At 70.6% G+C, this 25,361-nt stretch carries 25 protein-coding genes and 2 pseudogenes; 18 read left to right on the top strand and 9 right to left on the bottom strand.

Features of this window, described 5'->3' with window-relative positions; all coding sequences use genetic code 11:
- Positions 1-3 precede the first annotated feature (3 nt).
- The 6 genes from R3F55_07625 to R3F55_07600 all read left to right on the top strand — a co-directional run bounded on the left by R3F55_07625 (position 4) and on the right by R3F55_07600 (position 3,870).
- The gene (locus R3F55_07625) at positions 4-1,071 is read left to right on the top strand and encodes an ABC transporter ATP-binding protein (protein ID MEZ5667288.1); all 1,068 of its coding nucleotides are present in this window, start codon (positions 4-6) and stop codon (positions 1,069-1,071) included.
- A 138-nt stretch (positions 1,072-1,209) separates the two neighbouring features.
- Positions 1,210-1,869, top strand: a complete 660-nt coding sequence (locus tag R3F55_07620) for a TetR/AcrR family transcriptional regulator (GenBank protein ID MEZ5667287.1) — start codon at positions 1,210-1,212, stop codon at positions 1,867-1,869.
- The gene (locus R3F55_07615) at positions 1,866-2,477 is read left to right on the top strand and encodes a dihydrofolate reductase family protein (protein ID MEZ5667286.1); all 612 of its coding nucleotides are present in this window, start codon (positions 1,866-1,868) and stop codon (positions 2,475-2,477) included. The genes R3F55_07620 and R3F55_07615 overlap by 4 nt, the downstream gene beginning before the upstream one ends.
- Positions 2,474-2,938 (top strand): SRPBCC family protein, encoded by a 465-nt coding sequence (locus R3F55_07610; GenBank protein MEZ5667285.1) that lies wholly within the window; start codon positions 2,474-2,476, stop codon positions 2,936-2,938. Before R3F55_07615 ends, R3F55_07610 begins: the two co-directional genes overlap by 4 nt.
- An 18-nt stretch (positions 2,939-2,956) precedes the next feature.
- Entirely contained in the window at positions 2,957-3,397 is a 441-nt protein-coding gene (locus tag R3F55_07605; GenBank protein ID MEZ5667284.1) for a VOC family protein, read from the top strand.
- Positions 3,394-3,870 (top strand): VOC family protein, encoded by a 477-nt coding sequence (locus R3F55_07600; protein MEZ5667283.1) that lies wholly within the window; start codon positions 3,394-3,396, stop codon positions 3,868-3,870. The genes R3F55_07605 and R3F55_07600 overlap by 4 nt, the downstream gene beginning before the upstream one ends.
- Positions 3,871-3,885: 15 nt before the next feature.
- Here R3F55_07600 and typA read toward each other — a convergent pair whose 3' ends face one another.
- From typA to phnF, 3 genes are all read right to left on the bottom strand, one after another.
- Complete coding sequence (typA, locus tag R3F55_07595) at positions 3,886-5,706, bottom strand: translational GTPase TypA (protein MEZ5667282.1); 1,821 nt, start codon at positions 5,704-5,706, stop codon at positions 3,886-3,888.
- 174 nt (positions 5,707-5,880) lie between these two features.
- The gene (locus R3F55_07590) at positions 5,881-7,545 is read right to left on the bottom strand and encodes a DUF427 domain-containing protein (protein MEZ5667281.1); all 1,665 of its coding nucleotides are present in this window, start codon (positions 7,543-7,545) and stop codon (positions 5,881-5,883) included.
- A 37-nt stretch (positions 7,546-7,582) separates the two neighbouring features.
- Complete coding sequence (phnF, locus tag R3F55_07585) at positions 7,583-8,305, bottom strand: phosphonate metabolism transcriptional regulator PhnF (protein ID MEZ5667280.1); 723 nt, start codon at positions 8,303-8,305, stop codon at positions 7,583-7,585.
- A 209-nt stretch (positions 8,306-8,514) separates the two neighbouring features.
- Between phnF and R3F55_07580 the strand changes: the two genes are divergently transcribed.
- The 3 genes from R3F55_07580 (at position 8,515) to R3F55_07570 (ending at position 11,291) form a co-directional block, all read left to right on the top strand.
- Positions 8,515-9,651, top strand: coding sequence for an alpha-D-ribose 1-methylphosphonate 5-triphosphate diphosphatase (locus R3F55_07580; GenBank protein ID MEZ5667279.1), 1,137 nt, complete (start codon positions 8,515-8,517; stop codon positions 9,649-9,651).
- Entirely contained in the window at positions 9,648-10,373 is a 726-nt protein-coding gene (locus R3F55_07575; GenBank protein ID MEZ5667278.1) for a DUF1045 domain-containing protein, read from the top strand. The genes R3F55_07580 and R3F55_07575 overlap by 4 nt, the downstream gene beginning before the upstream one ends.
- 81 nt (positions 10,374-10,454) lie before the next feature.
- The gene (locus tag R3F55_07570; protein MEZ5667277.1) at positions 10,455-11,291 is read left to right on the top strand and encodes a PHB depolymerase family esterase; all 837 of its coding nucleotides are present in this window, start codon (positions 10,455-10,457) and stop codon (positions 11,289-11,291) included.
- Positions 11,292-11,331: 40 nt separating this feature from the next.
- On the opposite strand, the gene R3F55_07565 is transcribed toward R3F55_07570, so the two are convergent.
- Complete coding sequence (locus tag R3F55_07565; GenBank protein MEZ5667276.1) at positions 11,332-11,652, bottom strand: hypothetical protein; 321 nt, start codon at positions 11,650-11,652, stop codon at positions 11,332-11,334.
- A gap of 369 nt (positions 11,653-12,021) precedes the next feature.
- Here R3F55_07565 and R3F55_07560 point away from each other — a divergent pair, with 369 nt between their 5' ends.
- The 8 genes and pseudogenes from R3F55_07560 (at position 12,022) to R3F55_07525 (ending at position 21,152) form a co-directional block, all read left to right on the top strand.
- A complete protein-coding gene (locus R3F55_07560; protein MEZ5667275.1) occupies positions 12,022-12,984 on the top strand; it encodes a glycosyltransferase in 963 nt (320 codons plus the stop codon).
- Between the two features lie 22 nt (positions 12,985-13,006).
- The gene (locus R3F55_07555) at positions 13,007-13,888 is read left to right on the top strand and encodes a hypothetical protein (GenBank protein ID MEZ5667274.1); all 882 of its coding nucleotides are present in this window, start codon (positions 13,007-13,009) and stop codon (positions 13,886-13,888) included.
- On the top strand, positions 13,885-14,730 hold the full coding sequence (locus tag R3F55_07550; protein ID MEZ5667273.1) for an ABC transporter permease: 846 nt from the start codon (positions 13,885-13,887) through the stop codon (positions 14,728-14,730). Before R3F55_07555 ends, R3F55_07550 begins: the two co-directional genes overlap by 4 nt.
- Positions 14,731-14,732: 2 nt before the next feature.
- A complete protein-coding gene (locus tag R3F55_07545; protein ID MEZ5667272.1) occupies positions 14,733-15,569 on the top strand; it encodes an ABC transporter ATP-binding protein in 837 nt (278 codons plus the stop codon).
- 80 nt (positions 15,570-15,649) lie between these two features.
- On the top strand, positions 15,650-16,567 hold the full coding sequence (locus tag R3F55_07540) for a hypothetical protein (protein ID MEZ5667271.1): 918 nt from the start codon (positions 15,650-15,652) through the stop codon (positions 16,565-16,567).
- Between the two features lie 189 nt (positions 16,568-16,756).
- Positions 16,757-19,099, top strand: coding sequence for a S8 family serine peptidase (locus R3F55_07535; GenBank protein ID MEZ5667270.1), 2,343 nt, complete (start codon positions 16,757-16,759; stop codon positions 19,097-19,099).
- Positions 19,096-20,094: pseudogene (locus R3F55_07530) on the top strand (Calx-beta domain-containing protein). Before R3F55_07535 ends, R3F55_07530 begins: the two are co-directional and overlap by 4 nt.
- Positions 20,095-20,573: 479 nt before the next feature.
- Positions 20,574-21,152 (top strand): annotated as a pseudogene (locus R3F55_07525) (Calx-beta domain-containing protein).
- On the opposite strand, the gene R3F55_07520 reads toward R3F55_07525, so the two are convergent.
- Positions 21,038-21,394 carry a hypothetical protein gene (locus tag R3F55_07520; GenBank protein ID MEZ5667269.1) on the bottom strand — a complete coding sequence of 119 codons (357 nt, stop codon included), beginning with the start codon at positions 21,392-21,394 and terminating at the stop codon, positions 21,038-21,040. The pseudogene R3F55_07525 and the gene R3F55_07520 sit on opposite strands and share 115 nt — an antisense overlap.
- 14 nt (positions 21,395-21,408) lie before the next feature.
- On the opposite strand from R3F55_07520, the gene R3F55_07515 reads away from it, so the two are divergent.
- On the top strand, positions 21,409-22,689 hold the full coding sequence (locus R3F55_07515) for a Calx-beta domain-containing protein (protein MEZ5667268.1): 1,281 nt from the start codon (positions 21,409-21,411) through the stop codon (positions 22,687-22,689).
- Positions 22,690-22,793: 104 nt separating this feature from the next.
- Here the strand turns inward: R3F55_07515 and mscL are convergent, their stop codons facing one another.
- The 4 genes from mscL to R3F55_07495 form a co-directional block, all read right to left on the bottom strand.
- A complete protein-coding gene (gene mscL / locus R3F55_07510) occupies positions 22,794-23,216 on the bottom strand; it encodes a large conductance mechanosensitive channel protein MscL (GenBank protein MEZ5667267.1) in 423 nt (140 codons plus the stop codon).
- 213 nt (positions 23,217-23,429) lie between these two features.
- Positions 23,430-23,969 (bottom strand): MerR family transcriptional regulator, encoded by a 540-nt coding sequence (locus R3F55_07505; GenBank protein ID MEZ5667266.1) that lies wholly within the window; start codon positions 23,967-23,969, stop codon positions 23,430-23,432.
- Positions 23,970-23,978: 9 nt separating this feature from the next.
- Entirely contained in the window at positions 23,979-24,296 is a 318-nt protein-coding gene (locus R3F55_07500; GenBank protein ID MEZ5667265.1) for an integration host factor subunit alpha, read from the bottom strand.
- Between the two features lie 83 nt (positions 24,297-24,379).
- Positions 24,380-25,348 (bottom strand): beta-ketoacyl-ACP synthase III, encoded by a 969-nt coding sequence (locus R3F55_07495; protein MEZ5667264.1) that lies wholly within the window; start codon positions 25,346-25,348, stop codon positions 24,380-24,382.
- Positions 25,349-25,361: the final 13 nt, after the last annotated feature.

The following is a 25,361-nucleotide window of genomic DNA, read 5'->3' as shown; positions in this document are numbered from 1 at the left end:
GCCATGGCCTATCTCGACATCGCCGGCGTGACCAAGCGGTTCGGCGACTTCACCGCGCTGGCCGACGTCGACCTCGCCGTCGACAAGGGCAGCTTCGTGTCGCTGCTCGGCCCGTCGGGATGCGGCAAGACCACGCTGTTGCGCATCGTCGCCGGGCTGGAGCGCCCGCAGGCCGGCCGCGTGGTGCTGGACGGCGTCGACCTGACCGCGCTGGCGCCGGAGCGGCGCGGCCTGGCGATGATGTTCCAGTCCTATGCGCTGCTGCCGCACATGAGCGTGCTGGAGAACGTCCGCTTCCCGCTGCGCATGCAGCGCAGCGGCACCGCCGCGGACCAGCGCGAGCGGGCGCGCGAGGCGCTGGCCATGGTCAAGCTGGCCGACCATGCGGCCAAGCTGCCGCGCCAGCTTTCGGGCGGCCAGCAGCAGCGGGTGGCACTGGCCCGCGCCATCGTCGCCGAGCCCAAGCTGCTGCTGCTCGACGAGCCGCTGTCCAACCTCGACGCCCGCCTGCGCGAGGACATGCAGATCGAGCTGAAGGAGCTGCAGCACCGGCTGGGCGTCACCACGCTGCTGGTCACCCACGACCAGGAGGAGGCGCTGAGCCTGTCCGACCGCGTGGTCCTGATGCGCCACGGCGCCGTCGAGCAGGCCGGTACGGCGCGCGAACTCTATGCCGCGCCGGCCACCGCCTTCGCCGCCGATTTCATCGGCGCCGCCAACCTGGTGCCGGTCGAGGTCGGGCGCGACGGCGACCGCTGGACCGGGCGGCTGGCCGACGGCGCCGCGGTTGCGGTGCCGCCGCCGCCCGGCGACAGGCCCGGCCGCTGGCTGCTCGCCGTGCGCCAGGAGGACATCGTCGTCGGCGCCGCCGCGCCGGCCGATCCGGCCTGGACCGGCGTGCCCGCCGCCCTGGTCGCGCCGATCTTCCTCGGCGGCGCGGCCCGCCTGGTGTTCCGGGTCGGCGACCTGCAGGTCAAGGTGCTTGCCGGCCGCGAGGCCGCGGAGGGCACGCCCGTCACGCCCTGGCTGACCTGGCCGGTCGACGCCGCCCGGCTGGTGCCGGACGCATAGCGCCGGCGCCCCTATCCCGTCGCCGCAGCTTCGCCATGGCGAACCCGGCCGTCTCGTCGAATCCCCGTCGCTTCCAAGCTTTCCCCGGCGACGCCGATTCCGCTTGCAAACATACCAACCAGTCGGTATTAAATGCCTATGCCCAGACGCACCAAGCATCAGCCGGAGAGAGGCGACGCCCGCACGCGCCTGCTGGACGCGGCGCGCGACGTCATCCGGGCGCGCGGTTTCGCCGCCACCAGCGTCGACGACCTGTGCAGGGCCGCAGGGGTGACCAAGGGGGCGTTCTTCCATCACTTCGAGAACAAGGAGGCGCTGGGCGTCGCCGCCGCCGGCTACTGGTCGGAGACCACAGCCGGCTTCTTCGCCGAGGCGCCCTATCACCGCTACGCCGATCCGCTGGACCGCGTGCTCGGCTACGTCGCGTTCCGCAAGGACATCATCGCGGGCGACCTCGCCGAATTCACCTGCCTCGTCGGCACCATGACGCAGGAGGTCTACGGGTCGCACCCGGCGATCCGCGACGCCTGCGCCGCCAGCATCCTCAGCCACGCCGCGACGCTGGAGCCGGATATCGCGGCGGCGATGCGCGACCGCGGGATCGTGGCCGACTGGACCCCCGCCAGCCTCGCCGCCCACACCCAGGCGGTGCTGCAGGGCGCGTTCGTCCTGGCCAAGGCCACCGGCGACCGCGCCATCGCACGCGACAGCGTCGACCACCTGCGACGCTACATCGAGCTGCTGTTCGGCGTCGGCGCCGCACACCCGAAACAGCCGCAGAAAGACGACGCAGAATGAGAAAGCTGAGGATCATCGAACACATCTCGCTCGACGGCGTGATCCAGGCGCCCGGCGGGCCAGACGAGGACCGGGACGGCGATTTCGCCTATGGCGGCTGGGCGGCGCCGCATCACGATCCGGCCGTCGGCGCGGCGATCGGCACGGCGCATGGCGCGCGCTTCGACCTGCTTCTCGGCCGGCACACCTACGACATCTTCGCCGGCTACTGGCCGCACCAGGTCGGCCCGATGGCCGACAGCCTGAACAGTGCGACGAAGCATGTCGTGACCCACAGGCCGGACAGCCTCGCGTGGGGGCCCGTCGCGGACCTCGGCCCGGACATCGTGAATGGCATTGGCGACGTCAAGGCCACCGACGGGCCGGACCTGATCGTCTGGGGCAGCTCTTCGCTGACGCCGGCGCTGATCGAGACGGGGTTGGCCGACGAGGTGCTGCTGCTGGTCTTCCCGGTCCTGCTGGGCCGAGGCAAGCCCCTGTTCTCGCACGCGGCCGGCGCGCGCGAGCTCGCGCTCGTCGGCACGAAGGCCGCGCCGTCCGGCGTCCTGATCAACACCTACCGGCCTGCCGGGCCGCTGCGTGCCTGGACCATCGGGGAGTCGACATGACCGACACGACCAACGACCTCGTTCTCAGCCGCGTGCTGGCCGCGCCGCGCGACAAGCTGTGGCGCTGCTGGGTGGAGCCGGACCTGCTGGTGCAATGGTTCTGCCCGAAGCCCTGGTACGTCTCCGAGGCGCGGCTCGACCTACGTCCGGGCGGATCGTGCTTCACCGTGATGAACGGCCCGGACGGCGAGCGGGTCGAGAACGTCGGTGTCTATCTCGCCGTGGTGCCGCGGCAACGGCTGGTGTTCACCGACGCGTTCGGGGCGGATTGGCGGCCTGCCGGGCGGCCGTTCATGGTCGCCGACGTCCGCTTCGCCGACGCCGGCGACGGACAGACGCGCTACGACGCCCGCGCGATGCACTGGACCGCGGAAGCGAAGGCCGAACACGAGGCAATGGGCTTCCACGCCGGCTGGGGCAAGGCCGCCGACCAGCTCGAAGCCCTCGCGCAGACACTCTGAACCGGGAGCACGAAAACGATGCAGCCGACGATCTATCTTTTCTTCAAAGGCAACTGCCGCGAGGCGATGACCCACTATGCCAAGACGCTGGGCGGTACGGTCGCCGGCGTGGTGCGCAACGCCGACGTCGCCGACCAGGGCTGCCGGATGCCAGGCGGCGACGACATGGTCATGCACATGGCGGTCCGGCTGGACGACGCGACGATCATGGCGTCGGACAGCCCGGCAGAAATGTACCGCAAGCCCGAGGGCTTCTCGGTGTCGCTGCAGATGGCGTCGCTGGCCGAGTTCGACCGCGTCCACGCGGCCCTGGCCGAGCGGGCCGAGGCGGTGATGATGCCGCCGGGCGAGACCTTCTTCGCTGAGCGCTTCGCCATGTTCACCGACCGCTTCGGCACGCCGTGGATGCTGAATTTCGCCGGCGCGAAGCAGGCCGCTCAGCAGGGATCCGCCGCATGACCGCGCCGAAGGTCCGCACCTGCCTGTGGTACGACGCCGACGCGCTGCAGGCGGCGGAGTTCTACTGCACGCTGCTGCCCGACAGCCGCATCGAACAGGTCGGGCACTACCCCGAGGGCAGCGAGATCGGCGCGCCGGGCTCGGTGCTGATGGTCGAGTTCACGCTGGCCGGCACGCCCTACCAGGCGCTCAACGGCGGGCCGGTGTTCCGGCTGAGCGAGGCGGTATCGATCTCGGTCGGCACCGAGGACCAGGCCGAGACCGACCGGCTGTGGGCCGCGCTGGTTGCCGACGGCGGCGCCGAGAGCCAGTGCGGCTGGCTGCGCGACCGCTTCGGCCTGTCATGGCAGATCGTGCCGAAGCGTGCGGTGGCGCTGCTGACCGGGCCGAAGGCGGCCGCGGTGTGGCCGGCATTGATGCAGATGCATCGAATCGACATCGCCGCGCTGGAGGCCGCCGCCGGCGCCGCGTGATGCGGCGCCGGGCGGCTACGAGGCCATCCGCTTCGATTCCCGCTTGCGGTCGGTGGCGTCGAGCAGGCGCTTGCGCAGCCGGATGGTGTTCGGCGTGACCTCGACCAGCTCGTCGTCGGCGATGTAGCTGAGCGCCCGTTCCAGCGTCAGCGGGATCGGCGGGGTCAGCGACACCGCCTCGTCCTTGCCGGCGGCGCGGATGTTGGTCAGCTGCTTGCCCTTCAGCGGGTTGACGTCGAGGTCGTTGCCGCGGCTGTGCTCGCCGATGATCATGCCGGCATAGACGTCGTCGCCCGGCGAGACGAACATCGGCCCGCGGTCCTCCAGGTTCCACAGCGCATAGGCGACCGCGCGGCCGGCGCCGTTGGAGATCAGCACGCCGTTGCGCCGGCCCTCGATCGGTCCGCGATAGGCCTCGTGGCCGTGGTAGAGCCGGTTGACGATGCCGGTGCCGCGGGTGTCGGACATGAACTCGCCGTGATAGCCGATCAGCGCCCGCGACGGGACGTGGAACTCCAGCCGGGTCTTGCCGGCGCCGGTCGGCCGCATCGCGGTCATGGTGCCGCGCCGGCCGGTCAGCTTCTCGACCACCACGCCGGCATATTCGTCGTCGACGTCGATGACGACCTCCTCGATCGGCTCCAGCCGCTGGCCGGTCTCCGGGTCGGTGCGGTAGAGCACGCGCGGCCGGCTGATCGACAGCTCGTAGCCCTCGCGGCGCATGGTCTCGATCAGCACCGCCAGCTGCAGCTCGCCGCGGCCGGCGACCTCCAGCGCATCGCGGTCGGCGGTCTCGCGCACCTCCAGCGCCACGTTGCCCTCGGCCTCGCGCATCAGCCGGTCGCGGATCAGCCGCGAGGTGACCTTGTCGCCGTCGCGCGCGGCCAGCGGCGAATCGTTGACCGAGAAGGTCATCGCCAGCGTCGGCGGGTCGATCGGCTGGGCCGGCAGCGGGGTCGAGACGTCCTGGGCGCACAACGTGTCGGCCACCGTCGCCTTGGTCAGGCCGGCGATGGCGACGATGTCGCCGGCGACCGCCTCCTCGATCGGCACGCGGTCCAGCCCGCGGAACGACAGCAGCTTCGAGGCGCGCGCCTGCTCCAGCAGCTGCCCCTTGCGCGACAGCGCCTTGATCGGCGCGTTGATCGCCAGCCGGCCGCTTTCCACCCGTCCGGTCAGGATGCGGCCGAGATAGGGGTCGCTGTTCAGCGTGGTCACCAGCATGCGGAACGGGCCGTTCGGGTCGGCATTCGGCGCCGGCACGTGCGACACGATCAGTGCGAACAGCGCGGCCATGTCGCCGGGCCGCTGGTCGGCCGCGGCCGCCGCCCAGCCCTGCTTGGCCGAGGCGTAGACCATCGGGAAATCGAGCTGCTCCTCGCTGGCGTCGAGCGCGGCGAACAGGTCGAACACCTCGTTGTGCACCGCGCTTGCGCGCTGGTCCGGCCGGTCGACCTTGTTGATCACCACGATCGGGCGCAGGCCGAGCCGCAGCGCCTTGCCGAGCACGAACTTGGTCTGCGGCATCGGCCCTTCCGAGGCGTCGACCAGCAGCAGCACGCCGTCGACCATCGATAGGATGCGCTCGACCTCGCCGCCGAAATCGGCGTGGCCGGGAGTGTCGACGATGTTGATGCGGGTGCCGCGCCATTCCACCGAGGTGCACTTGGCCAGGATGGTGATGCCGCGCTCGCGCTCCAGGTCGTTGGAGTCCATCGCGCGATCCTGCACCTGCTGGTTGGCGCGGAACAGGCCGGACTGGCGCAGCAGGCAATCGACCAGCGTGGTCTTGCCGTGGTCGACGTGGGCGATGATCGCAATGTTGCGCAACTGCATGGATGACATCCGAATGTGACGCGCCCGTGCGCGAAGCCGCGGCCTGCCGCCATCGCTGGCGCGGCCGGCGCATTGTCTAGGGGTGAATGGTTGAGCTTTCGCTGATCGGCGCGTTGTTCCGGCGCATCAGATAGCGATTTCGCAGGTGCGAAACAAGGGCCGCGCGCGAACGGCCTATGTCGTTGCCGCGCTGATCGTCGCCGATTCGGCCGCGAACACCGCCTGCGGGGCGTTGATCCCCTTCAGCGTGTAGGCGCCGAGCGCACGGGCCGGGATGGCGGCAGCCTCGACGAAGGCCTGGCTCATCAGCAGCGGCTCGCCCAGAATCGCGGTCAGCCCCTCGATCCGCGTGACCAGGTTGACCGCTGGGCCGATCACGGTGAAGTCGAGCCGGTCGGGCGCGCCAATGTTGCCGTAGAGCACGTCGCCGATGTGCAGGCTGACGCCGAAATCGATCGGCGGCGCCCGTTCGATATGGCGGGCCTGGTTGAAGGCGTCGACCGCGGTGCGCGCGTCCAGCGCGGCGCGATAGGCGGCGCGGCAGATCGCGCCGACGTCGCCGTTGAAACCGATCGGAAAGATCGCCAGCACCGCGTCGCCGATGAACTTCAGCACCTCGCCGCCGTTGCGCCGCACCGCCTCGGTGATCATCGAGAAATAGTCGTTGAGCAGGCGGATCAGGTCGGCACGCGGCAGCCGCTCGGAATGCTGGGTGAACTGGCGCAGGTCGCAGAACCAGATCGCGGCGCGGATGTCCTCGCCGTCGCCGCGCTTGACCTGGCCGTAGAACACCCGTTCCGACGCCTGGCGCCCGATATAGGTGTCCAGCAGCGTATGCGCGGTGCGGTCGAGCCCGTGCAGGGCGTAAAGCCGGCCGAGGAGCGGCGCGGCCGTGCGCAGCCCCTCGACCAGCGCCGGATCGAAGCCGCTGGGCCGCATGGTCGCCAGCGCCACCGCGTCGACCCGGTTGCCGTGCGGCATCGGCAGCGCGAGATATTCGGTGGCGCCGAGGCCGCGCAGCCGCTGCAGCAGCGGATAGGAGGCGATCGCCGCGTCGTCGTCGATGCGGATGCGGATCTCCGGCCTGCCGTGCTCCATCAGCGGCCGCAGCGGGCTCTTCACCCAGTCCTCGGACGGCGCGGTGGTGTGCGGCGCATCGAACTCCTGCACCGCATCGCTGCCGGTCTCCCAGCTGAAACCCATCGCGCGGACCATCGGGTGGACCACATAGATGCCGACGAAGAAGCGAACCAGGTCGGGATCCTCGGCCCGCAGCAGGCGGACGAAGGAGTCCGACAGGTCGCGCGCGGTCGGCAGGCGCCAGGCGTCGCGCAGCAGCCATTGGAACACCGGGCCGCCGGCGCCGCCCGCGGTCGGCACCATCGCGTCGGCGATGGTGCGGGCGCCGTCGACCTCGACGATCGAATCGACCCGGTCGGCATAGAAAGCGACGTAGTCCTTCAGCCGCTCGAGCCCGGGAAACGGGTCCGGATAGTACCAGGCCGCGTTCTCGGTCACCCGGTCGCCGGCCGCCAGCGTCCAATAGCGGGCCTCGCCCTTGTAGGGGCAATAGCTGCGGTGCGCGCTCTCGCGCACCACGGTCGGGTCGACGTCGGCGCGCGGGATGTACCAGGTCGGCACATAGCCGGATTCGTGCAGCCGGATCGGGGCCCGCGTCTCCGCGATCAGCCGGCCGGCCCAGCGCACCTGCAGTCGCGCGCCGCTCGGCCGCAGCTCGACCCGATAGCCGTCCCGCTCCAGCACGCCCAGGCTGGCCTCGCCTTGCATGCCGTCCATCGCCATCTCCGGCACCCCGTCCACCGCTTCGATGTTGCGCATACGTTCTTGGCACCTTAGCCGATTTCGGCGCGTCCCACTAGGATTCGACGACAATCTGCACCCGGTCGGCCGGAAAACAAGCGAGGCCGAGCTCGATCGGCGTGCCGTCGGGCAGCGTGTTGACCGCCTCGCTGACCAGCACCGGGCGGGTCCGCGCGATTCGCAGGATGCCGGTCTCGCGGTTGGTCGGCCGGCGCGCGCCCAGGCGGGTCAGCTTGCGCACATAGTCCGCGACGCCCGCCTTGCGCAGCGCCGCGGTGACCGAGCCGGTGGCGCGCAGCGCCGGTTCCAGGTCGCCGACGCGGGCGATGACGAAGTGATGGGCGGTCAGGCACAGCGGCTGTCCGTCCGCCGTGTGCAGCACCTCCAGCACGCTCAGCGCCTCGCCCGGCGCGACGTCCAGGTCGCGCGCCATCGCCGCCTGGGCCTCAATCGTCTGCGCGCGCAGCAGCGTGCCGCCGGGCAGCCGCTGCTGCAGCCGGACGATCTCGGTGAAGCGGGTGCGGCGGCCGACCGGATAGAGCACCGGGTCGCGCGCGACGAAGGTGCCGCGCCCCTGTTCGACATGGACCTCGCCGCTGTCCTGCAGGAAGGCCAGCGCCTGGCGGACGGTATGGCGGTTGACCTCGAACCGGGCGGCCAGCTCCGTTTCGGTCGGCAGCCGCTCGCCCGGCCGCATGCCCTGGTCCCGGATCTGGCCCCGAATCGCCTCCGCGATCTGGCGCCAGATCGCCAGCCCGTTTTCCCGCCGGAACGCCAACGGCCCTCGCCTCCACGCTGCGCCTGGCCAGGACTGTGTTGCGCTCCGGCAGACGACCCCAGTAATACTGTAACATAGTCGATGGTAGCTATGCCGTCACCGGCGGCCGGAAGCCCCCGGTCGCGGCCGTCTGCGCGGCGGCACGGCCGGCCGGGCCGGCGCCCGGATGCCATCGCGGAAACGATCCCGGACACGATCGACGAGTGACCATGGAAGTCGTCTGGAACAACGCGCGCGTCGTCGCAGCGCAGGAGGTCTTCGCCGGCAGCGTCAGCGCGGTCGACGGGCGGATCGCAAGCCTGGATGGCGGCGCGACGGCGGCGCCCGCCGTCGACTGCGAGGGCGACTATCTGATTCCCGGGCTGATCGACCTGCACACCGACCATCTGGAGCGGCACTTCACCCCGCGGATCGGCGTCGACTGGAACGGCTTCGCCGCCGCGCTGGCGCACGACGCGCAGATCGCCTGCGCCGGCATTACCACCGTCTACGATTCGCTGGCGCTGATCGGCGGCCGCAAGGCCAACAACCGGCACGAGACGCTGACGCCGATGGTCGAGGGCGTGACCAAGGCGCATTTCGCCGGCGTGCTGCGCGCCGACCACCGCCTGCACCTGCGCTGCGAGGTGGTCGAGGAGACCATCGTCGAGATGTTCTCCGACTATCTCGACAACCCGCTGCTCGCCTTCATGTCGCTGATGGACCATTCGCCCGGCCAGCGCCAGTTCCCGACCCTGGAGTCCTATCGCGCCGCCCACACGCTGCTGCAGCACCTGGGCATCGACGAGGCCGACAAGGTGATCGCCGAGCGGATGGAGGCGGCGCGCAAATACGGGCCCGGCAACCGGCGCACGCTGGCCGCGATCGGCCGCGCGCGCGACCTGCCGATGGCCAGCCACGACGACCAGACCGTCGAGCATGTCGACGAGGCGGCCGAGCTGGGCATGCACGTCGCCGAGTTCCCGACCACGCTGGAGGCGGCCCGGGCCTCGCGCGACCACGGCATGCAGATCGTCATGGGCGCGCCCAACCTGGTCCGCGGCGGCTCGCACTCGGGCAACATCGCCGCCGGCACCCTGGCCGAGCACGACCTGCTCGACATCCTGTCGTCGGACTATGTGCCGATCAGCATGATCCAGGCCGCGTTCCGGCTGACCGCCGAGCCTTACGGCTTCGCGCTGCCGAAGGCGATCGCCACGGTCCGCGCCAACCCGGCCGCGGCCGGGCGCCGCGACGCCCGCGGCACGATCGCGCTGGGGCTGCGCGCCGACATGGTCCAGGTCCGTGTCGTCGAGGACATCCCCGTGGTCCGCGCGGTCTGGCGCGAAGGCCGGCAGGTGGCGTGAGCCCGGCCGACGCCGCACCGCGCCTTGCGGTGTATTTCGCCCCGCGGCCGGCCGGCGCCCTGCATCGCTTCGGCAGCGGCTGGCTGGGCCGCGACGCCGTTACCGGCGCGGCCCTGCCGCAGCCGCCGGTCGCCGGCATCGCGCCGGAGCGGCTGGCGGCGATCACCGCGTCGGCCCGCCTGTACGGCTTCCATGCCACGCTGAAGGCGCCGTTCCGGCTGGCCGCCGGCTGCGACGAGCAGGGCCTGATCGCGGCCGCGACCGCGCTGGCCGCGGACATCGCGCCGTTCGACGCCCCGCCGCTGATGCTCGCCACCATCGACGGCTGGAAGGCGCTGGTGCTGGCGGAGCCCTGCCCGGCGATGCAGGCGCTGTGCGACGCGATGGTCACCGGCCTCGACCCGTTGCGCGCGCCCTTGAGCGAGGCGGAGATGGCCCGCCGGCTCGCCGGCGGCGGCCTCGGCCCGCGCGAGCGCGCCCTGCTCGACCGCTGGGGCTATCCCTACGTCCTCGACGCCTTCCGCTTCCACATGACGCTGGCCGGCCGCACCGGCGACGACGAACGGGCGCTGCTCGACGCGGCGCTGGCGCCGCTGGTCGCCCCGTTCGCGCAAAGCGCGCTGCGCGTCGACGCGGTGACGGTGTTCCGCCAGCCGCAGGCCGGCGCGCCGTTCGGCGCGGTTGCGCGCATCCCGCTCGGCGCCGCCATCGCGGATTCGTGATCGCGTCGTGAGAATGCATTGCAGCCGCGGTGGCGTAGCGTCGGCGGCGCGATCGATGCATCGGCACGGAGGCTCGCGACCATGCGCTGGCTGCTCGGACTGACCGCGTTGCTGCTCTGCACGGCCCCCGCGCTTGCCGCGCCCTGCGACGAGGCGGCGCCATGCAGCGTCGGCGATGGCGAGTACTATCTGGCCTTGCCGCCGGGCTGGGACGGCGAGAGCCCGCTGCCGGCAATCGTCTTCTTCCACGGCCACCGCTCGTCCGGGCTCAGCGTCATCAACAGCGGCAGCATCAAGGCGTCGTTCGGCGACCACGGCTATCTCCTCATCGCGCCGAACGGCGCGCTGCGGCCGGACAGCGACGTGCGCGCCTGGCCGGCGCGGCCGCCCGAGGACGGCATGCGCGACGACGTCGCCTTCACACTCGACGTGGTGGAGGACGTGGCCGCCCGCGTGCCGCTCGACCGCAGCCGCATCCTGGTCGCCGGATTCTCGGCCGGCGGTTCGATGGCGTGGCTGGTCGCCTGCACCGAGGGCGACATGTTCGCCGGCTATGTCTCGGTCTCCGGCGCGCTCAGGCGGCCGGCGCCGACCGACACCTGCCCCGGCGGACCGGCGCGGATGCTGCACATCCATGGTTTCGCCGACACCCAGGTGCCGCTGGAAGGGCGCGGCATCCGCGACTGGCACCAGGGCGACGTCGGCGAATCGCTGTCGCTGCTGCGCCGCACCGACCAGTGCCGCAGCAACCCCGACGACATCGCCATGGGCGACTTCTACTGGTGCCGCGTCTGGAACGAATCCTGCGCCACCGGCCACGATATCGAGTTCTGCCTGCACGACGGCGGCCACATGATGCCGCGCGGCTGGGCGGAACTGGCGCGGGCCTGGTTCGAGAACGGCCCCGGCGGCAGCTGACGCCGCCGCCCGGGGCCGCGACCGGAACCGCAGGCCGGGGTCAGACGCCGCAGGTGTTGCCGGCGGTGGCGCTGGCCGATACCGGGAATGCGCCCGACCCTTCGAGGTCGGTGATGGTCACGCCGCCGGTCGGCAGGAAATCGAACTGGCTGCAGTTCGAATAGCCGCCGCCGGTCAGGCAGATCGCCTGGCCGTCGGCCGACCAGGTGCCGCTGCGCTGCAGGCTGCCGGAGATGGCGGTGGCGAAGCTGCCGTCGGTCCCATAGTAGGTGCAGAACGGCTCGCCGCTGACCGCGGTGCCGCTGAAGCTCTGGCCCGCCACCATCGCCGCCAGCGCGTCGCCCGCCGGTGCGCCGGGCACGGGCGTTGAGAGTGTGGCTACGGTCGAAGTGCCGGTTGCGGACGATGTCTGCGCCGGCCCCGAACCGACACAGGCGGACAGCGCCAGCGCGGCCAATGCGATTGCGCCAACTGCAGAATTGGACTTGCTCGAACTCACCGTCGAATCTCCCCCAAAAGCGTTGCGAGCTGCACAACCGTGCGGGCCGCACGATCCTGCACCGCCGGAACGATATGACAGCCTCGCGGCGGCGGCCAGCGGAGCGCGCCGCAGCGCGCGCGTTTCCGGTCCTCCGCGCCGCGACGCCCCAGCGCCGGCGGTACCGCTGTCGCCGCCTTCGTGCATAATGGCCGCAATCGCGCCACCGGCCAGGAGTCGTCCCACCGCCCCATGATCAGCGTTGTCATCCCGGTCCATAACCACGGCGCGTTCGTCGAGGGCGCCGTCGACGCCTTCCTGCGGCAGACGCGGCCGCCGCGCGAGATCGTGCTCGTCGACGACGCCTCGACCGACGATACCGCAGCGCGCATCGCCGGGCTTGCGGCGCGGCATCCGGCCGTGCGCGCGGTCAGGCTGGCGCGCAACGGCGGGCCCAACGTCGCGATCCAGTGCGGCCTGAAGGTGGCAACGGGCGCTTTCGTCACCGCCGCAGCGGCCGACGACCGTGTGACGCCGATATTCCTGGCGCGTTCGGTCGCCGCGCTCGAAGCCCATCCGGCCGCAGCACTGTGTTTCTCCGATCCGGGCGAGCTGATCGCCGAGACCGGCGCGCGGCGCGACCACCTGCTCGGCATCGCCGACGGCCCGGCCTATTTCGCGCCGGCGGCGCTGGCGCGGCTGATGCGGCGCAACCTGTTCACCATCTCGTCGAACACGGTGGTCTACCGCCGCGAGGCGCTCGATGCGGTCGGCGGCTTCCGGCCCGAGCTGGCCTGGCATGCCGACTGGTTCGCCAACCTGGTGCTCGGCTTCCGCCACGGCGCCTGCTACGTGCCCGCGGTACTGGCCTATTTCCGGGTCACCGCCGGCAGCTATTCCTGGACCGGCGCGCGCGACCGGGCCGGCCAGCGCCGGCTGCTGCTGGACGTGATCGACGTCCTGCGCACCGAGTTCCCCGACGTCTATCCGCAGATCCGCCGCAGCGCGCTGGTGCCGGAGATGCGGCTGCGCGACATGGGCTGGCTGCTCGGCTCCCCCGGTCACCGCCGCCACCTGACCGCACGGCTGGCCGGCCGCCTGCTCGCCCGCGAGGCATGGACGCATCTGCGCCCGATGACTCCACTGTCGCTGCGCCGCGGCATGCGGCGCCTGGCCGGCCGCGCCACCTCGCCGGCCCGGGGCACCGGCGCATGACGGCGCAGGGGAGCGGCGCGGCGTGAGCGATGTGGTGAAACGGGCGGTGCCGGGGCTGTTCCGCCGCCTGGCCCGGCGCGGACTGTTGCCGCCCGGCGCGCTGCGCCTGCGCATCAACGCGCTGGAGACCGAGCTCAACCGCGAGCGCCATCGCGCCGACCAGCTGCAACAGCGCTTCGACGCGGTGCGGGTCCACCCGATCCTGTTCACCAGCATGCCGAAGTCGGGCACCTATTTCGTCACCTCCATGCTGGGCAAGGGGCTTGCGATCCAGCCGCGCATCGTCGCCAACCAGTATTTCCCCTATGACAGCATCCGCTTCTTCGAGATCCAGGCGCTGGCCCGCGACGGCGGCATCTCGCAGGACCATTTCGACGCCAGCCCGCTGAACCTGACCCACATCGGCCGGTTCTTCGACCGGGTCACCGTCATGGTCCGCGACCCGCGCCAGGCGATGCTGTCGTGGATCCACTTCATCGACGGGTTCCGCGACAACCCGGAGACCTACCTGTTCATCTACCCGCCCCTGCCCGAGGCCTATTTCGACCGCCCGCTGGCCGACCGGGTCGACTGGGCGATCGAGCATTGGCTGCCGCTGCTGGTCGAATGGACCGAGGGCTGGCTGCGGGTGGCCGACCGGGGGGGGCCGCTCAAGGTCCACATCGGCCGCTACGAGGACATGGTCGCCGACCAGGATGCCTTCTTCGCCGCGATGCTGGACTTCCACGCCGTTCCGCGCGGCCGCTTCGTCAAGCCCCACATTCCGCTCGGCGACGCGGTGCATTTCCGGCGCGGCGAAACGGACGAATGGCGCCGGGTGATGAGCCCGGCGCAGCAGGCGGCGGCCGAGGCGCGGATTCCGGAATCCGTCGCCGCGCGGCTGGGCTGGGCGCGTTCGCCGTGAGCGCGCCGGCGCAGCCGGAACCGGCAGCCGAGACACCGGTCGTCTGGAGCCCGACCGGCCACCGCCGCGCCGCGCTGCGCGACCTGGCGGAGAGCCTGCGCCAATGGCGGACCTGGCAGCTGCTGGCCTGGCTGGAGATCAAGCAGCGCTATCGCCGCTCCACGCTCGGTCCGCTGTGGCTGGCCCTGACGCTGGCCATCCAGCTTGTGACCATGGGGGTGATCGTCAGCGCGATCTTCAACCACGCGGGCGAACGCTTCTTTCCCTATCTGGCGGCCGGCCTGATCCTGTGGAACCTGATCAGCGCGCTGGCCAACGACGGCGCGATGAGCCTGATCGCGGCGAACGAGCAGATCCTCAACAGCACCAGTCCTCTGCTGACCCATTTCCTGAAGGCGATGAGCAAGTGCACCATCGTCGTGCTGCACCAGCTGATCGTGCTTGTCGGCGTCTACGCGGTGTTCGCGGTGTTCCCGCTGCCGGCGGCGTTGCTGGCGCTGGTCACCCTGCCGCTCGCCATCGTGGCCGTGGCGTGGGCGCCGCTGATCCTGGCGGTGCTGTCGACGCGCTTCCGCGACATCCCGCTGATCGTCCAGGTCAGCATCGGCGTGCTGTTCTGGCTGACGCCGGTGATGTACTACCCCGAGCAGCTGGCGCAATGGCGGCTGATCGCCGACCTCAATCCGCTGACCTATGTGATCGCGGTGGTGCGCAAGCCGCTGCTGGGCGAGTGGCCGTCGGGCCTGGACTGGGGCGTCACGGCCGGTCTGGCCGCCTTCGGCTGGACGGCCGCGGCCGGCACCTTCGTGGCCTTGCGCCACCGCATCGCCTATTGGCTGTAGCGATGTTCGCGATCCGCTGCCGCAACCTGCGCATCGAGTTCCCGCTGTACGACGGCCAACAGCGCTCGCTGCGCCACGTGCTGGCCCTGCACCCGGTCTCGCGCAGCCTCGGCGCGCGACGCGAGGGAGAGGAGGCGATCGGCGGCGGGTTCGTGCGCTATCGCCGGGCGCGGGTGGCCGTGCGCGCGATCGACGACGTCAGCTTCGAGGTCCGCCCCGGCGAGCGCGTCGCGCTGCTGGGCCACAACGGGGCCGGCAAGTCGACGCTGCTGCGCGCGCTCGCCGGCATCCTGACGCCGATCGCGGGCGAGATCGCGGTGCGCGGCAGCATCGGCGTGCTGCTGAACCTCAACGAAGGCCTGACCCCGGACGCGACCGGCTATGAGGGCATCGCGCAGCGGGCGATCATCATGGGCGTGCCGCGCGAGCGCTTCGGCGCCCTGACCGAGGATATCGCGGCGTTCTCCGGCCTCGGCGACTACCTACACCTGCCGATCCGCACCTATTCCACCGGCATGAAGGTGCGGCTGCGCTTCGCGCTGACCACGGCGGTGCAGCGCGACATCGTGCTGATGGACGAGGTGGTGGGCGCCGGCGACGAGGACTTCCGCGAGCGGGCGCGCGAGCGGCTGCGGCATTTCATGGGCCGGGCGTCGGCGGTGGTCATCGCCAGCCACAGCGAGCGCACGGTGAAGACCTGGTGCGATCGCGGGATGCTGCTCGACAAGGGCCGCGTCGTCGAATACGGCGACATCGACACCGTCTGGCGGCAGCACATCGCGGCAGGCGCCCGGCAGCCGGGCAACCCGGCGCGACCCGCCTCCGCGACGGCTTCCTAGGCCGGCGCGCCGCACCCGTGGACGCCAACCGGCACCTTGACCAGGCAGGGAAAGCGGCGGCCGGTCTGGACGCATCCGCTGTGGACGGGATCGCGGCCGAGCGGTTGGCTTTCCCGCGCGGGATCGACCGCAACCGGCCGCTGCACGGGCTGATGTTCCTGTCGCACGGGCGGACGGCCTGCCATTGGCTGGTCGCCGCCCTGAACACGCATCCGGCGTTCAACTGCAGCCTGTCGCTGCTCGGCCTGCCGGTGTTCGGCGAGGCGCGCTGGCAGACTCCGACCCGCCGGGCGCGGATACTCGCCGCCTACATGCGCCGGCGCGAACCGATGGGTCCGGACGCCTATTTCGCGGCGTTGCGCTGGCTGCGGCCGGCGCGCTTTCAGGCCAATGTGCACAAGTTCAGCGTCTCCAGCCTGCTCGGCTACCAGGCCCGCGGCAAGGCGCGGCGGCGCTATGCCGTGGTCAACCTGGTGCGCCATCCATTCGCCCGGATCGAATCGCTGGCGGCGAAGAGCGCCAAGGATTTCGTGCGCCAGGGCCACCCGGACACGCCGCGCCAGCTGTCGAACTACCACGCGACGGTCGGCGGCGCGCCGTTCCAGGCGCGGTTCGGCGACCTGCTCGCCGGGCTGGACGTCTCGCTCGACGACCCGCACACCATGGGCTTTCTCGCCGCCCTGCACATGGTGACCGTCGAGGTCGGCGAGCTGGCGCAGCCGTTCCTGCACGTGCCGATGGAGCGGCTGACCGCGGACCGCGCCTACTTCCGCGCGCTGCTGCTGGCCATGACCGACGGCGCGGTGGCGGTCGACGACGGCTTTCTCGACCACGTCTTCGCGCAGGACGCGATCGACAGGATGACGACGGCGCCGGCCCAGGGCCCGGACGCCATCGCCGCCGGCTGGCCGGCATGGAAACGCAGGCTATGGCAGCGGCTGGACACGACGCTCGACGCCTCGACCGCCTATGCCTCAGTCGGTTATCGCCTGGCCTGAAACGAGGCCCGCGAGCGGTGCGGTTGCACCTGTCCGGGATATGCCTAAAAGTTGCCTTGTTTGCTTAACCATCCGTTATTCCTCACCGGGCAATGGCTAACGAAAGGCGTGGCAATTGGCGTCCGGGTGTGTGGCGAATTCACCGAAAGGCGATAGGTCCGCCCGTGCCGGGGGCGCAGTGGGGGCGCAGTGTCGTTCGCTAGACTGACAGACACCGCTTGGTCGATTCCGGACTTCGCAGCACACCGCGGACGGACGGGGTCCGGGCTGGATTCGCCATTCGCCGATGCGGACCGCGGCTTCGCCCCGACGCTACCGGGCCTGCCGTCGCACGCCGACAGCGCACATGGGCACGGCCTCGCCACCTGGGACTTCCTCGGCGAACCGGCGACGGACAGCGCGCCGCTGCCCTGGGTCGAGGCCTTGTCGGCGGATTCGCCGTGGCCGAGCGCGACCGGTACGCCGTTCGCCACCTCGTGGAGCCTGCCGGCCGAGGGTCATGTCCCCGACGGCGACGCATTCACCGGCTTCGCACCCTGGCCGTCGATCGAGTCCGGCGCGGCCGAAAGCATCGCAGCCCCGCTGACCATCGAGCAGACGGTCGCCGGTATCAACCTGACCACCACCGGCTCGGCGATCGAGATCTTCACCGTCGGCGAGGTGACGCCGGTGGATGCCGGCGTGCAGCCGGCCACCAACTTGTCCAGCGGCGTGATCAACCTGGACGATTTCCGGGCCGACACCCGATTCGTCGGCATCGACGGAAGCGGCTTCGCCAGCGTCATCCTCGACACCGGCATCGACCTCAAACACGCGTTCTTCGGACCCGACAGCGACGGCAACGGCATCGCCGACCGGATCGTCTACCAGTACGACTTCGGCAACGGCGACAGCAACGCGTCGGATGTCAACGGTCACGGCTCGAACGTGGCCAGCATCGTCGGGTCGCAGGACGGCACCTACACCGGCGTGGCGCCCGGCGTCGACATCATCGCGCTCAAGGTGTTCCAGGATTCCGGCGCGGGCTATTTCTCCTACATCGAGAACGCGCTGCGCTGGGTGGTGAACAACGCCGTCGCCTACAACATCGTCAGCGTGAACATGTCGCTGGGCGACAGCGGCAACTACCAGACGCCCGTCCAGCTGTACGGCATCGCCGACGAGATGGCCGCCCTGGCCAACCTCGGCGTCGTCGTGGTCTCGGCGTCCGGCAACAACTTCTACGGCTTCAACAGCGTCCAGGGCGTCTCCTACCCGGCCGCGGACCCGAACTCGCTGTCGATCGGCGCGGTCTACGACGGCAACACCGGCGGCTGGAGCTACGGCAGCGGCGCCGTCGCCTATTCCAGCGGCAGCGGCTACATCACGCCGTTCAGCCAGCGCGACGACACGCTGACCACCGTGTTCGCCCCAGGCGCACCGATCACCGGGGCCGGGCCGACCGGCGGTTTGGTGACGATGCACGGGACCAGCCAGGCGGCGCCGCACGTGACCGGCGTCGTGGCGCTGGCCCAGGATCTGGCGATGCAGGAGCTGGGCCGCAAGCTGACGGTCACCGAGTTCGAGAGCCTGATCAAGTCGACCGGCACCACCATCGTCGACGGCGACAACGAGAACGACAACGTCGTCAACACCGGTCTGTCGTTTCCGCTGGTCGACGTGAAGGCGCTGGGCGAGGCCATCGTCGCGATGGCGCCGCCGAAGGTGCCGACGCTGTCGATCGCGGCGCTGGACGCCGAGAAGGCCGAGGGCGACAGCGGCGCGACCGCGTTCACCTTCACCGTGACGCGCGGCGGCGACACGGCATCGGCCGTCACGGTCGACTACGCGGTTGCCGGCAGCGTCGCCGGCGTCGTCTCCGGCACCTCGGCGCACGAATCCGCCGATGCCGCCGGCTATCACCAGCACTACTTCTACGGCGCGACCGACACGATGAGCGTCGGCACCGGCGACACGCTGTTCGTCTACGTCAAGATCGACCCGAGCAGTCCGCCGACCGAGATCATGGTCCATTGGAACGACGGCAGCTGGGGCCACCGCGCCTATTGGGGCGCGAACGACCTCGCCATCGGCACCGACGGCACCGCGAGCCGGCAATACATGGGCCCGCTGCCGACCGCCGGCGAGTGGGTGCGGCTGGAGGTGCCGGCCAGCGCCGTCGCGCTGGAAGGCCGCAGCGTCAACGGCATGGGCTTCATCCTCAACGACGGCAGCGCGCAGTGGGACAGGGCCGGCGTCAGCCACAACGGCACCGACCAGGTCTGGTTCGACGATGCGGTGCCCGCCGGCGCGACCCAGGCCGCGGTCAACGACAGCTGGAGTTGGATCGAGGGCGGCACCGCCGCGGCGTCCGATTTCGTCGGCGGCGCCATGCCCTCCGGCACGGTCAGCTTCGCCGCCGGCGAGACGGCGAAGACCGTCACCGTGCTGGTCGCCGGCGACACCAACCACGAGAGCGACGAGGGCTTCAAGGTCACACTGTCGAACCCTCGGCCAGCGGCAAGATCACCACCGCGTCGGCCAGCGCCGTGATCGAGAACGACGACTCCGCCAGCGCCGCCAGCGTCCCGGCGCAGCTGTCCATCGCCGCACTGAGCGCCGACAAGGCCGAGGGCAACAGCGGCTCGACCGCCTTCACCTTCACCGTCACCCGCGCCACCAACACCAGCGGCGCCACCACGGTCGACTATGCCGTCGCCGGCTCCGGCAGCAGCGCGGCCGGCGCCGCGGACTTCGCCGGCGGGGTGTTGCCGAGCGGCACCGTCAGCTTCGCCGCCGGCGAGACGTCGAAGACCGTTACCGTGCAGGTCGCCGGCGACACGACGGTGGAGAGCGACGAGACCTTCGCCGTCACGCTGTCCAATGCGTCCGGCGGCGCCACCATCGCCACCGCAAGCGCCGCCGGCACCATCCGCAACGACGATGCGCTGCCGGCGCAGCTGTCCATCGCCGCACTGAGCGCCGACAAGGCCGAGGGCAACAGCGGCTCGACCGCCTTCACCTTCACCGTCACCCGCGCCACCAACACCAGCGGCGCCACCACGGTCGACTATGCCGTCGCCGGCTCCGGCAGCAGCGCGGCCGGCGCCGCGGACTTCGCCGGCGGGGTGTTGCCGAGCGGCACCGTCAGCTTCGCCGCCGGCGAGACGTCGAAGACCGTTACCGTGCAGGTCGCCGGCGACACCACGGTGGAGAGCGACGAGACCTTCGCGGTCACGCTGTCGAACGCCTCCGGCGGCGCCACCATCGCCACCGCAAGCGCCACCGGCACCATCCGCAACGACGACAGCCTGCCGGCGCAGCTTTCCATCGCCGCGCTCAGCGCGGACAAGGCCGAGGGCAACAGCGGCTCGACCGCCTTCACCTTCACCGTCACCCGCGCCGACAACACCAGCGGTGCCACCACGGTCGACTATGCCGTCGCCGGCTCCGGCAGCAGCGCGGCCGGCGCCGCGGACTTCGCCGGCGGCACCCTGCCCTCCGGCACGGTCAGCTTCGCCGCCGGCGAGACGGCGAAGACCGTCACCGTGCAGGTCGCCGGCGACACCACGGTGGAGAGCGACGAGACCTTCGCCGTCACGCTGTCCAATGCGTCCGGCGGCGCGACCATCGCCACCGCAAGCGCCACCGGCACCATCCGCAACGACGATTCCGGGTCCGGACCGGCGCAGATCTCGATCGCGGCACTCGATGCGGTGAAGTCGGAGTCGGGCGCCGGCACGGCCGACTTCACCTTCACGGTCAGCCGGTCGGGCGACAGCAGCGGCACCACGACCGTGGACTACGACGTGAGCGGCCGCGGCACCATCGCAGCCTGGTCGGGCACGGATGCGCACCAGTCGGCGGCCGTGGCGGGCTACCATCAGCATTATTTCTACGGTGCGACGCAGACGATGAGCGTCGGCACCGGCGACACGCTGTTCGTCTACGTCCGGATCGATCCGAGCAATCCGCCGACCGAGATCATGCTGCACTGGAACGACGGCAGCTGGGGCCATCGCGCCTATTGGGGAGCGAACGAACTCGCCATGAGGGCAACAGCGGCTCGACCGCCTTCACCTTCACCGTCACCCGCGCCACCAACACCAGCGGTGCCACCACGGTCGACTATGCCGTCGCCGGCTCCGGCAGCAGCGCGGCAGGCGCGGCCGACTTCGCCGGCGGGGTGCTGCCGAGCGGCACCGTCAGCTTCGCCGCCGGCGAGACGGCGAAGACCGTCACCGTGCAGGTCGCCGGCGACACCACGGTGGAGAGCGACGAGACCTTCGCCGTCACGCTGTCCAATGCGTCCGGCGGCGCCACCATCGCCACGGCATCGGCCACCGGCACCATCCGCAACGACGACGCCTTGCCAGCCCAGCTGTCGATTGCCGCGCTGAGCGCCGACAAGGCCGAGGGCAACAGCGGCTCGACCGCCTTCACCTTCACCGTCACGCGCGCCGACAACACCTCCGGTGCCACCACGGTCGACTATGCCGTTGCCGGCTCCGGCAGCAGCGCGGCAGGCGCGGCCGACTTCGCCGGCGGGGTGCTGCCGAGCGGCACCGTCAGCTTCGCCGCCGGCGAGACGTCGAAGACGATCACCGTGCAGGTCGCGGGCGACACCACGGTGGAGAGCGACGAGACCTTCGCCGTCACGCTGTCGAACGCCTCCGGCGGCGCCACCGTCGCCACCGCAAGCGCCACCGGCACCATCCGCAACGACGACGCGCTGCCGGCGCAGTTGTCCATCGCCGCGCTGAGCGCGGACAAGGCCGAGGGCAACAGCGGCTCGACCGCGTTCACCTTCACCGTCACCCGCGCCACCAACACCAGCGGTGCCACCACGGTCGACTATGCCGTTGCCGGCTCGGCAGCAGCGCGGCAGGCGCGGCCGACTTCGCCGGCGGCACCTGCCGTCGGGCACCGTCAGCTTCGCCGCCGGCGAGACGTCGAAGACGGTCACCGTGCAGGTCGCCGGCGACACCACGGTGGAGAGCGACGAGACCTTCGCCGTCACGCTGTCCAACGCCTCCGGCGGCGCCACCATCGCTACCGCAAGCGCCGCCGGCATCATCCGCAACGACGACGTCGCCGCCACGCCCTCGACTTTCGCCATCGCGGCCGCCGACGGCGGCCATGCCGAGGGCGATTCCGGCAGCAGCGCCTACACCTTCACCGTCACCCGCAGCACCGGCATCGCGAGCGCGGCGACGGTCGACTATGCCGTCGGCGGGAGCCAGGCCAATGTGTTCTCCGGCACGGTGGCGCACCAGTCGGCCAACGTGTCCGGCTATCACCAGCATTATTTCTATGCGGCAAGCGACACGATGAGCGTCGCCAAGGGCGACACGCTGTTCGTCTACGTCCGCCTCGATCCGGACAACCCGCCGACCGAGATCATGCTGCACTGGAACGACGGCAGCTGGGGGCACCGCGTCTATTGGGGCGCGAACGAACTCGCCATCGGCGTCGACGGCACCGAAGCGCGCAGATACATGGGGCCGCTGCCGACGGCGGGCGAATGGGCACGGCTGGAAGTACCGGCCGGCGCGATCGGGCTGGAAGGCCGCACCGTCAACGGCATGGGCTTCATCCTCAACAACGGCAGCGCCACCTGGGACAAGGCCGGCGTCGCGCACAACGGCAGCGACCAGGTGTGGTTCGACGACGCCGTGCCCGCCGGCGCGATCCAGAAGACGGCGAACGACAGCTGGAACTGGCAGGCCGGCGATGCGGCCGACGCGGCCGATTTCGTCGGCGGCGTGCTGCCGTCCGGCACCGTCAGCTTCGCCGCCGGCGAAAGCAGCAAGACCATCACCGTGCAAGTCGCCGGCGACGCCGCGACCGAGAACGACGAGGGTTTCACGGTCACCCTGTCGAACCCGTCCGGCGGCGGCTCCATCACCGCCGCGCGGGCGGTCGGTACGATCGAGGACGACGACGGCGCCGGCAGCAGCGGCGCCGGAACGGAGAGCGCGGACATTCTCGATGCGAGCGGCGGCGGAGCGGAGATCGACCTGCTGGCCGACACCGGTGCCGGCACCCCGGCGTTCGAGCCGGCGCAGAGCCCACCGATGCCGACGGACCTGCTGGCCGAGCCGTGGCCGGTGGTCGACGACGTGGCCGCCTTCGCGGCATGAACGCGGCGCGGCCCCGCCGCGGAGCCGCCGCACAGACTGCCAGACCGCAGATAGTGCCCCCGGAGCGCGGCGCCGCCCCGGGGGATTGCAGTGGGCGGTCGGCGCTACTTCGTCTTCAGCAGGTCGCGGATTTCCGTCAGCAGCACGATGTCTTCCGCGGGCTTTGCCGGCTCGGCAGGCTTCTCTTCTTCCTTCTTCTTCATGAAGCGATTCATCTGCTTGATCACGATGAAGATCGAAAAGGCGATGATCAGGAAGTTGATCACCGTGTTGATGAAGATGCCGATGTTCAGCGTCGGGATGCCGGCAGCGGCGGCAGCCTCGACCGACGGCATGTGCTCCTCGCCGCCGAGCTGGATGAAGATGTTGCTGAAGTCGACGCCGCCGAGCAGCACGCCGATGGGCGGCATGATGATGTCGTTCACCAGCGACGTGACGATCGCACCAAATGCGGCACCGATGATGATGCCGACCGCCATGTCGATGACATTGCCACGCATGGCAAATTCTTTGAATTCCTTCAGCATCTTCCCCTCCGTTGCTCCGGCCTTGGTGTATTGCCCAGCCTTCACTTGTAAATAAGCCCGAGTCCCGAAAGCATAGGCGGCGGCGATTCTGCCGCAGATTAAATGACTGTCACCCGAAATCTGTGCGGGTCGGCCGGCGGGTCCGTATCCGGACGGCCCCGGCGCGGCGGGTCTGCGCTCCCAGGACGGCGGAAACGGTCGCCGGCCGGTTGCTCAGCCCGAGCGCTTGCCGCGCAGCTGATCACGCAACATGCCGAGTTCTCTCCGCAGGCTGCGCAATTCGGCCTCGACGTCGTCGGGCAACGCGGCGGCCGCGCGCGCCGCAGGCGCGGCCGCGGCCGGCATCGCTTCGTCCGCCGCCGGTGCGCTGGCGCGACCTTCCGGACCCGCCGCCGCCCCGCTGTCGGCCTCGTCCTCCGCCAGCTCCGCCTGGTCGCCAGCGGCCCCGCCGCCCTCAAGCGCGCGCACACCGCCGCTGCGCAGCAGCTTCTGCACGCCCTTGATGGTGTAGCCTTCCTCGTAGAGCAGGCTGCGGATCCGGCCGAGCAGGGCCACGTCCTCGGGGCGGTAGTAACGGCGCCCGCCCGCCCGCTTCAGCGGCTTGACCTGGTTGAACTTGGTCTCCCAGAAGCGCAGGACGTGCTGCGGCACGTCGATCTCGCCGGCGACCTCGGAAATGGTGCGGAACGCGCTGGGCGACTTGATGGTCCGTCCGCTGCGCTCGGCGCCGGCGTAGCTGTCCTCGCGTGCCATCGAACCGGCCTAGCGTCCGCCGTCCGCGACGGCCGGACCGGCGTTCACCCGATCCTTCAAGACGTGGGAAGCTCGGAAAACCAATACCTTACGAGGCAATATTGGCACTTCTTCTCCGGTCTTCGGGTTCCGCCCGATGCGCTGTCCCTTGTGCCGAACCAGGAAGCTGCCGAATGAGGAAATCTTGACAACCTCTTCTCTTGCAAGCGCTTCCGTGATTTCGTTGAGGACCGCCTCGACCAGATCGGCGGACTCGTTGCGCGAGAGCCCGACCTCGCGATAGATCGACTCGCACAAGTCCGCCCGGGTAATCGTTCGCCCAGCCATGCCCATCCCTCCTGCAAAGCAAATTGTTAGCGGGAGAGGATAAGGCCGTCAATTCGTTAGATTTTTCTGATCCGGATGCCGGATCACCAGCGCAGCAGCGCCGCTCCCCACGTAAAGCCGCCGCCCATGGCCTCGAGCATGACGACGTCGCCGGGCTTGATCCGGCCGTCGCGCACCGCCACGTCGAGCGCCAGCGGAATCGAAGCGGCCGACGTGTTCGCGTGCTGGTCGATCGTCACGATCACCTGGTCGGCCGCAAGATCGAGCTTCCTGCGTACGGCGTCGATGATTCGCTGGTTGGCCTGATGCGGGACCAGCCAGTCGACGTCGGAAGGCACCATCCCGTTGGCGGTCAGCGCTTCGTCGACCGCTTCCGACAGGCGGTTGACCGCATGCTTGAACACCTCCTTGCCGACCATCCGTACGTGGCCGACCGAGCGTGTACGCGAAGGGCCGCCGTCCACGTACAAAAGGTCGCGATGGCGACCGTCCGAGTGCAGGTGAGTAGACAGCACGCCGCGCGGTCGCGCCGCACCATTGGCCGGCACCGCCTTCAGCACCAGCGCCCCGGCACCGTCGCCGAACAGCACCGCGGTGGCCCTGTCGTTCCAATCGAGCAGCCTCGAGAAGGTTTCCGACCCGATCACCAAAACGTTTCGAGCCTGCCCGCTGCGGATGAAGGCATTGGCCACCGACAACGCGTAGATGAAGCCGGAGCACACCGCCTGCACGTCGAAGGCGGCGCCGTGGTCGATGCCGAGAGCGGCCTGCACCTTGGTCGCGGTCGACGGAAAGGTGTCGTCGGGCGTGGTAGTGGCGACGATGATCAGGTCGATCTCGCGCGCCTCCATGCCGGCATGGGCGAGCGCCCGCCGGCTGGCGGCGATGGCCAGGTCGGAGGTGCATTCGTCGTCGGCGGCGATATAGCGCTGGCGGATGCCGGTGCGCTCACGGATCCATTCGTCGCTGGTCTCCAGCGTCCCGGCCAGGTCGGCGTTGGTGACGCAGCGCGCAGGCAGGGCGCTGCCGCAGCCGGCCACCACCGCCGTCATCGGCACGGCTTCG

The sequence above is a fragment of the Alphaproteobacteria bacterium genome (genome assembly GCA_041396705.1).
Lineage (GTDB): Bacteria > Pseudomonadota > Alphaproteobacteria > CALKHQ01 > CALKHQ01 > CALKHQ01.
This window is presented reverse-complemented; position numbering and strand designations above follow the sequence as displayed.

Coding starts and splice junctions, on each gene's coding strand:
- R3F55_07625 (MEZ5667288.1), top strand. CDS start 4: ATGGCCTATCTCGACATCGCCGGCGTGACCAAGCGGTTCGGCGACTTC.
- R3F55_07620 (MEZ5667287.1), top strand. CDS start 1,210: ATGCCCAGACGCACCAAGCATCAGCCGGAGAGAGGCGACGCCCGCACG.
- R3F55_07615 (MEZ5667286.1), top strand. CDS start 1,866: ATGAGAAAGCTGAGGATCATCGAACACATCTCGCTCGACGGCGTGATC.
- R3F55_07610 (MEZ5667285.1), top strand. CDS start 2,474: ATGACCGACACGACCAACGACCTCGTTCTCAGCCGCGTGCTGGCCGCG.
- R3F55_07605 (MEZ5667284.1), top strand. CDS start 2,957: ATGCAGCCGACGATCTATCTTTTCTTCAAAGGCAACTGCCGCGAGGCG.
- R3F55_07600 (MEZ5667283.1), top strand. CDS start 3,394: ATGACCGCGCCGAAGGTCCGCACCTGCCTGTGGTACGACGCCGACGCG.
- typA (MEZ5667282.1), bottom strand. CDS start 5,706: ATGCAGTTGCGCAACATTGCGATCATCGCCCACGTCGACCACGGCAAG.
- R3F55_07590 (MEZ5667281.1), bottom strand. CDS start 7,545: ATGCGCAACATCGAAGCGGTGGACGGGGTGCCGGAGATGGCGATGGAC.
- R3F55_07580 (MEZ5667279.1), top strand. CDS start 8,515: ATGGAAGTCGTCTGGAACAACGCGCGCGTCGTCGCAGCGCAGGAGGTC.
- R3F55_07570 (MEZ5667277.1), top strand. CDS start 10,455: ATGCGCTGGCTGCTCGGACTGACCGCGTTGCTGCTCTGCACGGCCCCC.
- R3F55_07560 (MEZ5667275.1), top strand. CDS start 12,022: ATGATCAGCGTTGTCATCCCGGTCCATAACCACGGCGCGTTCGTCGAG.
- R3F55_07545 (MEZ5667272.1), top strand. CDS start 14,733: ATGTTCGCGATCCGCTGCCGCAACCTGCGCATCGAGTTCCCGCTGTAC.
- mscL (MEZ5667267.1), bottom strand. CDS start 23,216: ATGCTGAAGGAATTCAAAGAATTTGCCATGCGTGGCAATGTCATCGAC.
- R3F55_07505 (MEZ5667266.1), bottom strand. CDS start 23,969: ATGGCACGCGAGGACAGCTACGCCGGCGCCGAGCGCAGCGGACGGACC.
- R3F55_07500 (MEZ5667265.1), bottom strand. CDS start 24,296: ATGGCTGGGCGAACGATTACCCGGGCGGACTTGTGCGAGTCGATCTAT.
- R3F55_07495 (MEZ5667264.1), bottom strand. CDS start 25,348: ATGACGGCGGTGGTGGCCGGCTGCGGCAGCGCCCTGCCTGCGCGCTGC.